This window comes from Spirosoma sp. 48-14 (genome assembly GCF_001898575.1).
Lineage (GTDB): Bacteria > Bacteroidota > Bacteroidia > Cytophagales > Spirosomataceae > Spirosoma.
The window spans coordinates 217,002-231,977 of sequence record NZ_MKUD01000022.1 but is presented as its reverse complement, the minus strand read 5'-3'; the positions used below and the strand labels follow the sequence as shown (position 1 = coordinate 231,977).

At 45.1% G+C, this 14,976-nt stretch carries 14 protein-coding genes; 4 read left to right on the top strand and 10 right to left on the bottom strand.

The annotated features are described in order from the left end of the window. Nucleotides 1-39: 39 nt before the first annotated feature. Nucleotides 40-1,182, top strand: a complete 1,143-nt coding sequence (locus BGO59_RS13875; RefSeq protein ID WP_293684208.1) for a 5-(carboxyamino)imidazole ribonucleotide synthase — start codon at nucleotides 40-42, stop codon at nucleotides 1,180-1,182. Between the two features lie 251 nt (nucleotides 1,183-1,433). Here BGO59_RS13875 and BGO59_RS13870 read toward each other — a convergent pair whose 3' ends face one another. Further along, entirely contained in the window at nucleotides 1,434-2,270 is an 837-nt protein-coding gene (locus tag BGO59_RS13870) for a fumarylacetoacetate hydrolase family protein (protein WP_293684207.1), read from the bottom strand. 342 nt (nucleotides 2,271-2,612) lie between these two features. Here BGO59_RS13870 and recO point away from each other — a divergent pair, with 342 nt between their 5' ends. Continuing rightward, entirely contained in the window at nucleotides 2,613-3,305 is a 693-nt protein-coding gene (gene recO, locus BGO59_RS13865) for a DNA repair protein RecO (protein WP_293684287.1), read from the top strand. A 58-nt stretch (nucleotides 3,306-3,363) separates the two neighbouring features. Here recO and lptB read toward each other — a convergent pair whose 3' ends face one another. Together lptB and recJ are read right to left on the bottom strand one after the other, a co-directional pair. After that, a complete protein-coding gene (lptB, locus tag BGO59_RS13860; protein ID WP_293684206.1) occupies nucleotides 3,364-4,095 on the bottom strand; it encodes an LPS export ABC transporter ATP-binding protein in 732 nt (243 codons plus the stop codon). A gap of 318 nt (nucleotides 4,096-4,413) precedes the next feature. Then, nucleotides 4,414-6,156 (bottom strand): single-stranded-DNA-specific exonuclease RecJ, encoded by a 1,743-nt coding sequence (gene recJ / locus BGO59_RS13855; protein WP_293684205.1) that lies wholly within the window; start codon nucleotides 6,154-6,156, stop codon nucleotides 4,414-4,416. 41 nt (nucleotides 6,157-6,197) lie between these two features. Here recJ and BGO59_RS13850 point away from each other — a divergent pair, with 41 nt between their 5' ends. Beyond that, nucleotides 6,198-6,620 (top strand): DUF2141 domain-containing protein, encoded by a 423-nt coding sequence (locus BGO59_RS13850; protein ID WP_293684204.1) that lies wholly within the window; start codon nucleotides 6,198-6,200, stop codon nucleotides 6,618-6,620. Between the two features lie 139 nt (nucleotides 6,621-6,759). Here the strand turns inward: BGO59_RS13850 and BGO59_RS13845 are convergent, their stop codons facing one another. The 6 genes from BGO59_RS13845 to BGO59_RS13820 all read right to left on the bottom strand — a co-directional run bounded on the left by BGO59_RS13845 (nucleotide 6,760) and on the right by BGO59_RS13820 (nucleotide 12,722). Then, nucleotides 6,760-7,023 (bottom strand): hypothetical protein, encoded by a 264-nt coding sequence (locus BGO59_RS13845; protein WP_293684203.1) that lies wholly within the window; start codon nucleotides 7,021-7,023, stop codon nucleotides 6,760-6,762. 583 nt (nucleotides 7,024-7,606) lie between these two features. After that, nucleotides 7,607-9,697 (bottom strand): hypothetical protein, encoded by a 2,091-nt coding sequence (locus BGO59_RS13840; RefSeq protein WP_293684202.1) that lies wholly within the window; start codon nucleotides 9,695-9,697, stop codon nucleotides 7,607-7,609. A 34-nt stretch (nucleotides 9,698-9,731) separates the two neighbouring features. Then, nucleotides 9,732-10,955, bottom strand: coding sequence for a hypothetical protein (locus tag BGO59_RS13835; protein WP_293684201.1), 1,224 nt, complete (start codon nucleotides 10,953-10,955; stop codon nucleotides 9,732-9,734). A 23-nt stretch (nucleotides 10,956-10,978) separates the two neighbouring features. Next, nucleotides 10,979-11,575 carry an SHOCT domain-containing protein gene (locus BGO59_RS13830; protein ID WP_293684200.1) on the bottom strand — a complete coding sequence of 199 codons (597 nt, stop codon included), beginning with the start codon at nucleotides 11,573-11,575 and terminating at the stop codon, nucleotides 10,979-10,981. A 67-nt stretch (nucleotides 11,576-11,642) separates the two neighbouring features. Beyond that, nucleotides 11,643-11,780, bottom strand: a complete 138-nt coding sequence (locus BGO59_RS13825) for a hypothetical protein (protein ID WP_293684199.1) — start codon at nucleotides 11,778-11,780, stop codon at nucleotides 11,643-11,645. Nucleotides 11,781-11,873: 93 nt separating this feature from the next. Continuing rightward, entirely contained in the window at nucleotides 11,874-12,722 is an 849-nt protein-coding gene (locus BGO59_RS13820; RefSeq protein WP_293684198.1) for a hypothetical protein, read from the bottom strand. 295 nt (nucleotides 12,723-13,017) lie between these two features. On the opposite strand from BGO59_RS13820, the gene guaB reads away from it, so the two are divergent. Further along, entirely contained in the window at nucleotides 13,018-14,490 is a 1,473-nt protein-coding gene (gene guaB / locus BGO59_RS13815; protein WP_293684197.1) for an IMP dehydrogenase, read from the top strand. A 38-nt stretch (nucleotides 14,491-14,528) separates the two neighbouring features. Here guaB and BGO59_RS13810 read toward each other — a convergent pair whose 3' ends face one another. After that, nucleotides 14,529-14,951, bottom strand: a complete 423-nt coding sequence (locus tag BGO59_RS13810) for a hypothetical protein (protein WP_293684196.1) — start codon at nucleotides 14,949-14,951, stop codon at nucleotides 14,529-14,531. Nucleotides 14,952-14,976: the final 25 nt, after the last annotated feature.

The following is a 14,976-nucleotide window of genomic DNA, read 5'->3' as shown; positions in this document are numbered from 1 at the left end:
CTGAGCCGTCCGATTTCACTCTTTCGCTCGTTCACAAAAGTGACACCTACCATTGGTATTCTAGGCGGTGGCCAGCTCGGCCTGATGCTCCTGCAAGCCGCTATTGACTGGAACCTTCGTGTTCATATTCTCGATCCAGATGCCGAAGCGCCCTGTCGGCATCTTTGCAGCCAGTTTGTGCAGGGCTCGCTAACTGATTACGACACCGTGTATCAGTTCGGGCAGTCGGTTGATGTGCTAACCATCGAAATTGAACGCGTCAACGTTGAAGCGCTGGAAGCCCTCGAGCGTGAAGGGAAGCGCGTATTCCCGCAACCTTCAGTAATCCGAACGATTCAGGACAAACGGTTGCAGAAACAATTTTACCGGGATCATAACCTCCCAACCGCCGATTTTATACTGACAGACAACCGGGTTGATGTGGCGATGATTGAGATCCAGCAGCCTGATTTTTTACCAGCCTTTCATAAACTCGGCCGCGACGGGTACGATGGTCGGGGGGTTCAGCGTATTGCCACTGTCTCCGATGTTGGTAAAGCGTTCGATGCACCGGGGGTTTTAGAAAAAGCGGTCGATTTTGAAAAAGAACTGGCTGTACTGGTAGCCCGAAATGAACAGGGAGACGTCACTACCTTCCCGACGGTGGAAATGGTCTTTCATCCTGAACTTAACCTGGTCGAGTACCTGTTTGCCCCTGCCGAAATCTCCGAAGCGATTGATCAGCAAGCGCAACGAATTGCCCGGAAAACAGCGGAAGCATTTGGGATTGTCGGATTGCTGGCCGTCGAATTATTTCTCGATAAAGCGGGGAATGTATTGATCAACGAAGTGGCTCCACGTCCGCACAACAGTGGGCACCACACGATCCGGGCTAATGTCACCTCGCAGTTTGAACAACACTGGCGGGCTATCTTGAATTATCCGTTAGGTGACACCTCAGCCTATCAGCCTGCCGCTATGATCAATCTATTGGGCGAAGATGGTCATACCGGCCCCGCCCAATACGAAGGGCTGGAAACGCTGCTGGCTATGCCCGGTGTATTTCCATTCTTTTATGGAAAAGCCATTACCAAACCCTTTCGAAAAATGGGCCATGTCACGGTAATGGACGATTCGCTGGAAGCTTTGCGTGAAAAAGTTACTGACGTCAGGAAGAGCATTAAAGTAATTGCCTCCGAATAGTAGTTTAACGCAAACTTTGCGATTTAACTATTGATTATTAGGCAATTAGGTACCGTAGGAACCTAATGTTTATTATTCCCATTCCGATTTAACAGCATGAAAAAGCGTTTTGAAGAGAGTATAGTGCTTATCAAATGGAAGCATTACACTCTCTTCAAAACGCTTTTCAGATAACCCGCGTAGGTATTTACACCGTTTGGGCGAGTTTCCAAGGGTTGGTAATCATGGCCAATATCACCGAAACCCCTCGCCTATTCGACTGTGTTGGTCAGCGTACCAATACCATCAATGGTAATGCTGATTTCATCGCCCGAATTGAGGGTAAAGTCATCGGAAGGCACGATACCGGTTCCGGTCATCAGGTAACAGCCGTTTTTGAACGAACATTCGCGGAAAAGGAACGAAACCAGTTCGGTATGCTGCCGTTTCATCTGGCTAATGGCAATGCTATTGGTAAAAACTGCCTGCTCATTACGAATAATTTCCAGGCGTATAGTTGCATCGGGCGAGATAGGTGATTCGGGTACATACAAACAGGGACCCAGTGCAGCACTACCATCGTACGATTTAGCCTGAGGCAGATACAGTGGGTTTTCACCTTCAATACTCCGCGAACTCATATCATTACCACAGGTGTATCCGACTATTTTCCCGGTCGAGGTGATAAACAAGGTCAATTCGGGTTCAGGAACATTCCAGGTCGAGTCGGCACGGATGCGGACATTCGCGCCCGGCCCTACCACTCGTTCGGGCGTGGCTTTGAAGAATAATTCCGGCCGTTCGGCATCATACACACGATCATAGAAGTTATCCCCCCCTGATTTTTTGGATTCTTCCATACGCGCATTACGGCTACGCAGGTAAGTTACCCCCGACGCCCATACTTCCTGTCGGCCAATGGGAGCCAGTAATCCAGCCTGTATCCAGGCCTGGCCTTCGTCGGATATAGCGGGAAGGGCCGTAAACGTATTCAAAAATTCATGCAGATCATCCCGGTTTACCAGTTCATCCCAATCAGCATCGGGCATGGTGTAAAACGTATTTTCATTCTCGACAACGATACCGGAACGGGTTTTATACAGTTTCATAGAATAAAGGTGAATTCATGTTTACAAAGTAAGCTTGTTTTTACTTTTACTTCATCGGGCTCAGCGCACCAGGTAGCTGAGGTTATGACTCATCCGATTTTGAGCTGGCCAGAACGGTCTATTAGTCAATACGGTAATCGCTGAGTAAGCGACTATGTGCATGTACAAAATTTACCCCGGCCTATAGACTGTCAATCGCCACGTGTATGCCTATACGAACCAGTTCAGGCGAGTTGGCAGCTATGGTTCAGGGTAACGAAATTCGGGCATTTGACCGGAATTTCGCTGAAAAAGAGTTATCTTAGTAGACTCATGTTCTACCGCTTCGGCGGTCAACTCACAATGCTGCAAAAAACGCAGGGAATTGCCCTCAGCTACATTCGTTACCGCGAAACCTCCATTATTGCCCGTATCTACACCGAAGAATTTGGTCTCCAGGGCTATCTGGTCAATAGCGTACGAACGGCTCGCAGCAAGAACAACAAAATTGCGCTGTTCCAGCCGTTGACCCTGTTGGACATGGTCGTTTATAACAAGCCTGATCGCGATTTACACCGACTGTCGGAGCTTAAAACGAGCTATCCATTCCAGAGTATTCCTTTCGACGTCAGCAAATCAACGATCGCGCTGTTTGTAACCGAGCTATTAAACAAAGTACTGAAAGAAGAAGCACCTAACCCGGCTTTATTCCGATTTCTGGTCGATTCGATCGTGTTTCTGGAAACTGCCCACACCAACTTTGAGAATTTTCACCTTGCCTTTTTACTCAAACTCTCGTTCTTTTTAGGCTTCGGTCCCGAATCGGCCCGCGAGTTTGAAAGTCAGCTTCGTGAAAACTCTTACCCATTTCTACCCGATACGGAGATGGAAACAGCCCTTAATATCATGCTTCGCCAGCCGCTCGGCACACCCATAAAACTCTCCCGATCTGCCCGAAATGAATTGCTGGACGCTCTGGTTGGCTATTATCAAATTCATATCGATTCAATCGGCGAAGTCAAATCGCTGCCCGTTCTGCGGGAAGTACTTGGGTAATACGGGTGGGAACCCGCATGTTTATTAACATCAAAAGCGGGTTCCCACCCGCATTACTTTAGATTTTCCGTTTCAGCTCAAAGTGCTGCCCGAGATACAAGCGCCGGACCTGCTCATCGTTTGCCAGATCTTCCGCCGAACCCTGTTTCAGAATTTTCCCTTCGAAGAGCAGATAAGCCCGGTCGGTGATCGACAACGTTTCGTTTACGTTGTGGTCGGTGATCAGGATACCAATGTTTCGGTGTTTGAGCTTTGCCACAATGCTCTGAATATCTTCCACGGCAATAGGGTCGACCCCAGCAAAGGGTTCATCGAGCAAAATAAATTTGGGATCGACAGCCAATGCACGCGCAATCTCTGTACGGCGACGTTCTCCTCCCGACAACACCTTGCCTTTATTTTTGCGTACGTGGGCGAGACTAAATTCCTCCAGCAACTCTTCCATCTTCTCTTTCTGGCGCTGCTTGGGCAGATCAGTCATTTCAAGTACGGCCAGAATGTTTTCCTCAACTGATAAATCACGGAAAACGGACGCTTCCTGTGCCAGATACCCAAGCCCCAGTCGGGCCCGCTTATACATGGGCAGGTCGGTCACATCCGTATCATCAATAAAGACTTTACCACTATTCGGTTTGATCAGCCCTACCGCCATGTAAAAGGAAGTTGTTTTACCAGCCCCATTAGGCCCTAGTAGCCCCACAATCTCACCCGTTTCGACCTGATACGATACGTTATTATTGACCAGCCGGGACCCGTATTTCTTTATTAAATTTTCAGTTCTGAGAATCATTCGAATACAATAGCAAAACGGCCTGAACCGAACTACGATTTCAACGCAGTCTTACCAACAAAGGTCGGGCTATTCCAACGTACTGGCAAGCGTTTTTAGCTACAATGCCTATCAAGCGTTGATTATTAACAATTATTAGGACGATTATTCCCGGATTGCATTTGGCTATTTTTCCCCTGAACGCAATTGGCAATCTTATGGATTTTAGTAACTCTGGATTCCTTCTTGGCCCTTTACCGACTGAGTCTGGCCCATCAACGCCAAATCGATACCCCTGATTTTCAATCTGTAAAGCGAATACCTGGCTTTTGTGTCCGACTAAACTTTTACATCTTTTAGCATCAACTGTAAAGACACATTGCCATTATACACGTTGTGCTCCACCTGATAACAGATGGAGAAAGGCTTTCCGGGCTGAAGATGGGCAGCTACATGAGCCAGACCGAAGCCAACGGCGGTTAACGTGTGCCCCGACCGCCCCTGACGGACATTTATTTTCAGATGTTTGTCTTTCATGATGAATGGCTCACTTGTTAAATAGACATCATCCGTCATGAAAATCGGGTGCATGTTGTGGGGACCGAAAGGGCCCATTTGCTTCACTATTCGGACCAGTTTGTCAGAAATCTCACTAAAATCGAGCGGTAGGTCAATATCGATGAGCGGAGTCAGGTGCTCCTCCTTAATGGTACGCGAAACGACTTCTTCAAACTTCCGCCGAAATGGCTCAATGTTATCAAGGGGCATGGTCATTCCGGCCGCAAACGTATGCCCACCAAACTGCTCCAGCAAATCGGCACACTCTTCAATGGCTTCGTACACATCGAACCCCGGCACCGACCGGGCCGACCCAGCCGCTTTATCGTTCGATTGCGTCAGGATGATGGTAGGCCGATGAAAATGCTCGATACAACGCGATGCCACAATGCCAATGACACCCTTGTGCCAGGTAGCATCGTATAATACGGTACTTTTGGCTCGGGTCAGCGCTTCACTCTGCCGAATCATCGATAGCGCCTGTTCGGTAATACTGCTATCAAACTCCCGGCGGCTATTGTTGTGTTTATTGATAGCCAGCGCGAATTCATCAGCTTCGTCTTTCGACTCGGCCAGTAAAAGCTGCACAGCGGCTTTGGCATGCTGAATCCGCCCTGCCGCATTGATTCGTGGCCCGAGTCCAAAGACCAGATTGGTGATATCCAATTCCGCTTTTGTGAAACCTGCCACACTAATTAACGCTTTCAATCCGGTACGAGGAGCGGCATTCAGGTATTTTAGCCCATAATACGCCATCACACGGTTTTCGCCCGTCAGCGGCACAATGTCCGAAGCAATACTGACGGCCACCAGATCCAGATACGGGTAAAGCACATCCGGCTCGATACCAGCCTTCTGACAGTAAGCCTGTAATAGCTTAAACCCTATACCACAACCACTTAGCTCTTTATAAGGGTATGTACAATCGTCACGCTTGGGGTCCAGAACAGCAACAGCATTGGGCAATTCTGATCCGGGACGGTGGTGATCACAAATGATAAAGTCAACCCCAAGTGCTTTGGCGTCTGCCACCCGCTCCACAGATTTAACGCCACAGTCGAGCGCAATAATTAGCGAGAATCCGTTTTCAGCAGCCCACTCAACACCCTGTTTCGAAATCCCATAGCCCTCTTTGTAACGATCGGGAATGTAATAGTCTATCTTTGCATGATAGTTTTTCAGAAACCCATAGACCAGTGCCACCGACGTTGTTCCATCCACATCATAATCGCCATAGATTAGAATTTTCTCGCTCCGTTCGGGACTTAGCGCTACCTGAAGCCGCTCAATAGCCCGGTCCATATCAGCCATCTGGAATGGATCGTGCAGATGCCCAAGTTCGGGACGGAAATACAAACGGGCTTCATTAAAAGTGGTAACCCCCCGTTGTACCAGCAGGGCCGCCAACGCTGGACTAATTCCCAAAGACTGCGTTAATCCATCAATTATCTCTCCGTATTCCGCCTGGTTAGGGTACGGTTTGGTGATCCATCGTTTTGGCGGAAGTGGGCGCTGGGCTATCATATATGCAAAATAAATCCGTTTTTATAAAAACACAGTACTGTATGTTCCTTTGGTTTTCACTTTTTGGCCTCTATCTGACGCCCCAGACCGCTCCTTCGTCACCTAAAAAGGCGACCCTAACTATTGAGGTTCATAACCTTAAGTCGCAAAAAGGAGCCGTTTTTATTGCGCTATTCAAGCCAGGAGAATCGTTCCCGAGCGGGAAACCCATAGAAGGAAAAAAACTGGATATACAAGGCAACAGTGTTCAGGCAACCCTCAGTGTTGAGCCAGGGGATTATGCTGTTGCGGTTTTTCACGATGAAAATAATAACGGGAAGCTGGATAAAAATATGTTCGGGATTCCGAAAGAGCCGTACGGATTCAGTAACAATTTCCGACCCAAAATGTCGGCCCCTAAATTCAGCGATTGCCAGTTTACGGCTGGAGATGGCGGCAAGTCGATCCAGATTGCAGTCAAATAATCGGTAGACGTCGCATAAATACCCTAAGCCTGATTGACTACTTCATTTACGCCTACAACAAATAGCCTCTGAACCCGCAGATCAGAGGCTATTTGTTGTAGGCGTAAACGATAGGCGGTAGCTTAAAAGCTTTGCCCCGCTATTGCCAGGGTAGCCGAACAATTGGCGTATTGGTGTTAATTGGTTTCGACTGGGTACTACCAGAATCCGTAACGGCTTTAAAGCGTAGATAAGGTTCCGGTGTATCGACCTGTAGTTCGTGGTCGAATTCGATAATATCGCTGGATACATAGATGAACTGCTTTAAAAACTGCTGGAGGGCTTCATGTTCATCCACATTCAAATACATACGTACCACATTCCCAGTTGGTGAGGTCCCCCGAATGACAATTAATTTATTCATGTACTGCTGAGTTGAATTTCTTTTCTAACTCCTCGCAGGCAAAGTCCAGTCAATAAAATGAGTAAACGGTATAACTTATTGATAAACAACCACAAGTGAAAACATAATATTTTCATAATAGAAAATTAGTAACATGAGAATCTCATGCGAACCCCATCGGCACCACGAACAAAAAACCCGGACTTCAACGTGAATCCGGGTTTAATTCCTTTTTCTGGTAACCCATTCAAATGAGTTCGTAGGGCATAATTACTGAGTAGAAAACAAAATGCCCATCCTGCCAGATGATTATAACTATAATTTAATGAGCTGATGTAACGCATATAAATTATTTGAACACTAAACCAATCACTTTAGGCCGAATTGAAATTCTCATTCGCTTAACGCGTACTTCATGCTTTACTTGGCAAGCGAACGCCCTACAACTGACTATATATCAATTAGTAGTGGGTCGTTTTTTGTTTTTAGCTGAAAAATTAGGGGTAGAGATGGGATTGCGCTCCACTACTATGTGGGCAGTTTCAGAGGATGGGCAGACGCGGAAGTAGTTAGAGTAATGTGCTGTAAACTAGATGTCAATATGCTACCGGCCTGAGTAAATTTTTTCTAAATAAGGGTCCAGTTCAATATAGGCGTTGTAAGGTTCAGGAACTTTTAACTCTTCTAAATCAAATTGAACTAGAGAGTTACCGACTATTCTTGCAATTTTCTGCCCTGACTCTAATTGCTCAACTTTCCAATAAAGCTCCTTTAATTTAGAGAAAGACTTATGGATTACCTCTTTAGGTGCACAACTAAACATAATATCGATTGCCTCTTCAAAATTATCCTTATTATGTCTTTTAACTTTGTCATAGAGATAAATTAAGCTTAAAGGCAAAAAGTAAGTAGTCTCGAAGTCAGGCTTTTCTAAAAAAATGCGCTGAAAAAGTGGAAACAAAAAACTACTAGTTGCGGCATGATGGCTAAGTTCAAACAATACGGTAGCTAAGTATAAACTTGGATTAGATGCTAATGAAATTGCAATAGCTAATTCATTGGGCATTTCAAGTAAAAATTGTTTTCTTACCAAAGTAAGATTTGTTTTGACTAAAAATTCGGCAGCCAAATACTCTTGGATTGATTTATGAGAAAATTCAAAACGATCATAGCCAGACTTAACGAATAGTCCCGTAAAATTTTCAAGTTCATCTACAAAAACACTTACTTCACTACTAGGCAATTGAAATCTATCACATAAATCTGAGTAACAATCCTTTAACATCCTATGTGTGAAGAATACTTTAACTAACCTAGCAGTTAAATAATAAGACAGATTACATAAAAAGTCAAACTTTCTATCAAGTGTGAATTGACTAAACTTGGAAGCTCTTTTAATATTTCTTTGCTCATCCCACTCCTCAATTAATAAATTTACAATCTTTCTGTAGACCGTTTTAGGTTTTCTTGGAATTTCGCCATTCCTTTCAAACAAGGCACACAAATGTGCCAAGTTTAATGGCCTTAATGCAGTATCTTTATATGGGGATTTCTCAAGTTCTGCTAACATTTTGTTAGACTTTTGCTCATTATCAAACCAATTACTTATAAACTGTGTAATTTGGGCTCCGTTCAGATCAGCTATTTCGTATGTTTGGCAATTGGGGATTTGAACGTCAAACTCTCCTGTTCTTGAAGTAAGAACAAATTTAGTATTATTTATATTTAACGATAATTTTTCAATACTTTTTATCAAGCTCGCTTTTACATTGTTAGATGGTAACTCATCGAATCCATCAAAAATTAATAACAAATTAAGGCTATCAATAAACTCAGTAATAAGCTGTTCCTTAAACTGTTGGAAGGAACTCACCTGATGCTCGTATATTGTTTTGGCTGTTTTATACTTATCTAATAAATCAATATAATCTACAGAATCACTTTTATCAGAAATAGCCTTTGAATAAATTTCTATCTCCTCATCATCGTATTGAGTCGCATAATCTTCATCTTCGTTATCCGACTCTCCCAGTAACTTCTCATATCTTGAGATAATATTATAAATATCTAAGTGAATATTTATATCAATTCCAAAATATTCATAAAGTAATTCATAAATAGTGAACTCATCTTTTGCATTTTCAATATACCTAAATTGAATAACAAACGGAGTTAGAAAAGACCTATCTTTAATTTCTTTATCCAACTCATCAATGAAAATCTTTTTCATTAATGTTGTCTTTCCGGCACCAGGGCCGCCAAGAACAACAATATTTTTCTCCGAGAAATCTACATCCGATAAAGATACTTTCGGCTCATTATTAACTTCGAAATGAGTTCTTCTTGGTGTCAAGTAGAAATCTAATGGTACGAATATCTTTCTAGTATCTTTTGAATGAATTAAGTCTTTGAAGCTTATCTCTTTCGCCCAATTTCTACTCTCTTTTACGTTCGAAACTATTTTCTTTATAACTATCTGCTCAGTGACTTTATATTCTAAATCACTTTTTAGACCAACATCAACATTATTTTGAACTCGTGTATTTTCACTAGACTTCCCTAATAATTTATCCTTAAAATTAATACAATTATGTAAAAGTTTAGGAAATGCGTTATAAAATAAATGAGTAAAATACTCGGCATTTATTCCGCTCCAATCAACATTACTAAGCTTTTTTAATATCTCTTCTTTCATAGCATTCCCATATTTATATATTTACAATTTTTTATCAATTCTTGCTACCAGTTCTCTTTAGCATATCAACCTCTTTCTGCAATTCGATCATATGCAGCGTCAACTCTTCGATCTTCTGAAGCAGTAACGCGTTCATCTTCACCAGGTCGACGCCTTTTTCAGCTACCTCCTCAGCGGAGGGCACGTCTGGCAAATGGCCGTTCTTCTGGATATAGGCTTCAACGGCCGGAAGGGGCTGGAGCGAATAGCCCGGCGCAAACACCTTATCACTCCACTGGGCCGGATCCTGAATTCGGAGCTGGTAACGAGCCTTGACTACGTTACCCTGACTATCGACAGTTAGAAATTGATCACTCTGATGAGCCGTTCGACTATTATCTGTTAGGCTCGATAAACGAAGGCCACTATCATCCGACTTATCGCTGACCACTTCCAGCCGGGCCGTTGGTGCTGATGTACCAATACCCACGTTCACCCCGTGGCCCAGAATCAGGGCGTTACTGACAGCTACCCGGCTGTTGGAACCGATGGCGATGGCGTTTTGAAGTCCATCTTCTGCCTGGCTGTTATAGCCCATTAAAACGTTATCGTCACTATCAGAAATGGCCGTGCCGGAATAGGGCCCAATTATTATATTATTATTACCCGTCGTCACATTCTGACCCGCCAGAAATCCTACTAAAGTATTCAGCTCACCAGTGGTGTTGTTCTTACCAGCTTTAAGACCTAAAAAACTGTTACCACTACCTGTTGTATTACTAATTCCAGCTTCGGCGCCCACAAAACTATTACCAGTACCTATAGTATTTTGTTGCCCGGATCTGTTCCCTAAAAACGTATTGTTATTCCCAGTGGAATTATAAAAGCCGGACTCACTTCCTAAAAAACAGTTGTAGAATCCCGTCGTATTTGTAAAGCCAGCTGTATTGCCTATAAAGCTATTAGCACTACCTGTCGTATTATTAAAACCGGCATCTGCCCCAAAAAAGGAGTTTATTATACCCGTTGTATTGTACCAGCCAGTTCTAAAACCATAAAAGCTATTAGATTGGCCAGTAGTATTTCGTCTCCCTGCATTAGAGCCAACAAAGGTATTAGCAATCCCATTTCCAGTAATACTTACGCCAACTAGTGGCCCAATCAATACATTATCCTGACCAGGTGTTGAAGAGTTTGATGAATTGGCTACGTAATTACCGCCTTGAGCAAATACAGAGATAGAAAGGAAACTAAAAAATGTAGTAAACAGGTGTTTCATGGACAGGAAGGGATGTGGTGGGATTATTGATTCAAAAGCTTTTTCTTCTGAGCGTCGTATTCCAGTTGGGTTATACCGCCGGAATCAAGTAGTTTTTTAAATTTCAATAGCTCATCGGCTACGCTACCTACTGGCTGACTGGCTGATACTATCGATTTTCTATAGTGAGAAGGGGGCAGGAGTTCTCCGGCTTCGATAGCGTTCTCGATTTGGATATAATAGCGAACCCCTGCTCGGACAACCGCAATCGCTGTCGATCCACTTGTCGTAAACTCTTTCACTACTAGACGGGTACCAGCGTACAGATTGTCCAGATAATCTTTACCCATGAATCCATTTCTACGAGCCAAAGTCAAATTGGCGGGATCCTGATAGATAAAGGCAAACGATTTATCAGGCATAGTCCCTTTACCCAGTTGCAGTGTATCTCCTGTTTTAATAATCCAGCCCTGGGCTGAGGAGGGTTGATACCCATAGTCGAAATCCTCACCAATCAACCGTTTCCCCTGGTGCAGATCAGCCTCAGTAACGGTCGTTGTTTTTTTAGGGCGAGGATGCCATTCCTCTTGCGCCTGTACAAAGAGGGGCCAAACAAGGAGGAAACTTAAGAGGTATTTCATTCGTCAGAAAGGTGTTAAGCTACTTGATAGGCTAGCCCTATTATCGTCACAGAGTCATCTAAAGGGCCTATTTTCGTCGTCTGCGGATCAGCAGCCAGATACCTACGCCCAATAAGATCAGTAGAAAAAGGGGTATCAGTAAGCTGCCCTTGTAGACGACACCGTAATAATCGCCGGGCTGGGGTTCGGGTTGGGTCGTGTTCATGGTAAGGTCGTGTTTAGGTGTGTTGCTCAGCTACAAAATTTCGGTGTTGGTCTCACAAAAGTTGTCTTTCGTCGCCAGCGCCTTTCCAGGAACCTATGGTTGATTCCGATTGAAGGGCACGATAAAATCAACTGTTTTATTTTTATCCTCAGCCAGCAAGGTAAATGAATACTCATCAAAGCGAACGATTCGGTAAGCAGGCATAGAGAAGCCACGAATATCAGCTTCGACATAGAGCTGACTACCCTCATTGAATATACGTTTGATCTGAATTGGGGTAGAAATGTTTTCTGTCGAATACTCAGACTTGGTGATGGCCATGCCCTTTAAGAGAATAATCTGGGTAGTTGACATCAGCAGTTTAGGCTCCCCGATTTTCTTTAAAAAGTCATCCTTGTTAATCGTACTGTTGGTATAGGCCACACCAGTGTAAATTGTTTCGGCGGCTTTTGAGGCCTGAAAGTAGCCGCCATAGTGATTGCCATCGGTTTTCTGATAGGCCATATAAACCAGGTTCGCTCCCTTCATGGCCGCTTCCATTTTCAGTTTTTTCATGGCCCGGTCTTTCACCTTGTCTACGTTGGAATAGATTGTTCCACCGCGGGCCGAGGAGCTCACTTCGCCCAACTTGAAGAGTCCTTTCGTATCCCCTTCTACCTGGGTAATCGTCACCTTTTCATAATCCTCCACGGAGCGGATCGGATTGAGAGCAGTAGACTCAGAAAACACCTGAACCCGGCCGGATCGGAATACGATTTTGCTAATCGTGTTTTTGTAAAGGGAGTTAGGAAGTGTTTCGTTTGGGTAGGTAAACTGTACCGCGTCGGGGGTGACCTCCTTTACTGTGCAGGCTATTTTTTCGTTATTGGTGTAGATGGTATCCAGTTGAGCAAAACAGTGGCTGGAAAGAAAAAGAACACAGATAAGGAATAGGTAGCGCATTATATGGAAAGGTTTGTGGTGTTGGTAATTTAAAAAATTGGCCTTCGTAGCCAGCGCCTTTTCCAGGGAGGCTAACGCAAGCAAATCTATGTTAAACACAAGCTTCACGCAAGCCATTGCCAACGAAAGGCTAGCAAAAAACAAACATTTCGTCATACGTATATCCGAGTACAAACCGGGGTGACATAGGCCCATAGATGTCAACAGCTTTTGAGGTATATTTTAAATTTATAGCCGATTATCGAAAAGTTTTTGTAATTTTACCCGGCAAATAACACAACCTGCTTATTTGCTCATGAGCTTAGATACCAGTAAGTTTCTTTACGAGGCTCTCACCTACGACGACGTACTGCTCCTGCCCTCCTACTCGGAGGTTCTTCCCCGCGACACCAGCACCATTACCCAACTTACCCGCAAGATTCAGCTAAACATTCCGCTTATTTCGGCGGCTATGGATACGGTGACCGAATCCGCGCTTGCCATTGCTATGGCGCAGGAAGGGGGTATTGGTATCATTCACAAAAACATGAGCATCGAAGCTCAGGCCGATCAGGTTCGCAAGGTTAAGCGCTCGGAAAGTGGCATGATCATCGATCCGATCACGCTTTCAGCAACGGCAACCCTCGGCGATGCGCATAAAATCATGCGTGAATCCAAAATCGGGGGTATTCCTGTCGTGGACGACAGTGGAAAACTGATCGGAATTCTGACCAATCGCGATCTGCGCTTCCAGAATGACCTCTCGAAGCCGGTCACCGATATTATGACCAGCGACAAGCTCGTTACGGCACGCCAGGGGCTTACCCTCGAAGAAGCGGAAAGCATCCTGCAACAGTACCGCATCGAGAAACTTCCGATCGTTGATGACGATTATAAATTGGTTGGGCTGATTACCTACAAAGACATTCTCAAGAAAAAGAGTCATCCCAACGCCTGTAAGGACGAGCTGGGCCGCTTACGGGTGGGTGCTGCCGTCGGTGTTACCCCCGACCTTAACCGCCGAATCGAAGCCCTGGTCAAAGCAGGAGTTGATGTTATCAGCGTCGACACGGCCCATGGTCACTCAAAAGGGGTATTGGATGCTGTGCGGGATATTAAGCAAAAGTTTCCCAACCTGGAAGTCATTGCCGGTAACGTGGCCACAGGCGAAGGTGCCAAAGCCCTTGCCGATGCCGGAGCCGATGCGGTAAAAGTAGGCGTTGGTCCGGGTAGTATCTGTACCACGCGGATTATTGCCGGTATCGGTATGCCCCAGCTAACCGCCGTCTATGAATCAGCGAAAGCCTTGCAGGGTACAGGAGTTCCGGTTATTGCCGATGGGGGTATTCGCTTCTCTGGTGATATAACCAAAGCGATTGCCGGTGGTGCCAGCACCGTAATGATTGGTTCCTTACTGGCCGGAACGGAAGAAGCACCCGGTGAAGTGGTGCTCTACGAAGGCCGTCGGTTTAAGACCTACCGGGGCATGGGGTCCGTTGAAGCCATGGAAGAAGGGTCGAAAGACCGCTATTTTCAGGATGCCGAGGACGACATTAAAAAGCTGGTTCCAGAAGGTATCGTTGGTCGCGTACCTTTCAAAGGTAAAGTAGCCGAGATCGTCTACCAGATGGTGGGTGGCCTGAAAGCGGGAATGGGTTACTGTGGTGCTGCCGATATTCCGGCTTTGCACCAGGCGAAATTCGTCAAAATTACATCGGCTGGTGTTCGCGAAAGCCACCCGCACGATATTCAGATTCAGAAAGAAGCCCCGAATTACTCGTCCCGATAAAGTACGGATTGACTGGAAAGCACTTGCTTTCCAGTCAATCAATTGGTAATACTCACTTTTCCAGTGCCTTGCATAGTCAGTTTACCAGTTCCAAAAAACTGAACTCCTTTTGCCAGCCCTGTATAAGCGTTCGGGATCGTTACCGTGTGTGTATCCATGATCTGAACCGAGCGTGTGCCATCTGGAATACAGTTACAATTCCAGGTTGATGGTAGATTCCAGTTTCCTGATTGCACCGAATTATAGGGCGGAGGCATCACCACCGTTACTATTGCATTCTGGCTTTTATCACTCAGACATACTTTCGTTCCAACTGTCCGCTCACAGCGGGCATAGTATTGTGTCGTTACCGTTGGCGAGATCGGCATCGTCAACTCCTGATCATCCGCAGCCTGATACCATCGAACCCTTGTCCCGTCGCCGGTGCAGCCACTGGCGACCAGTGAAACAGAACTACCCATCGTAAGAGTTGTGCTGGATACCACT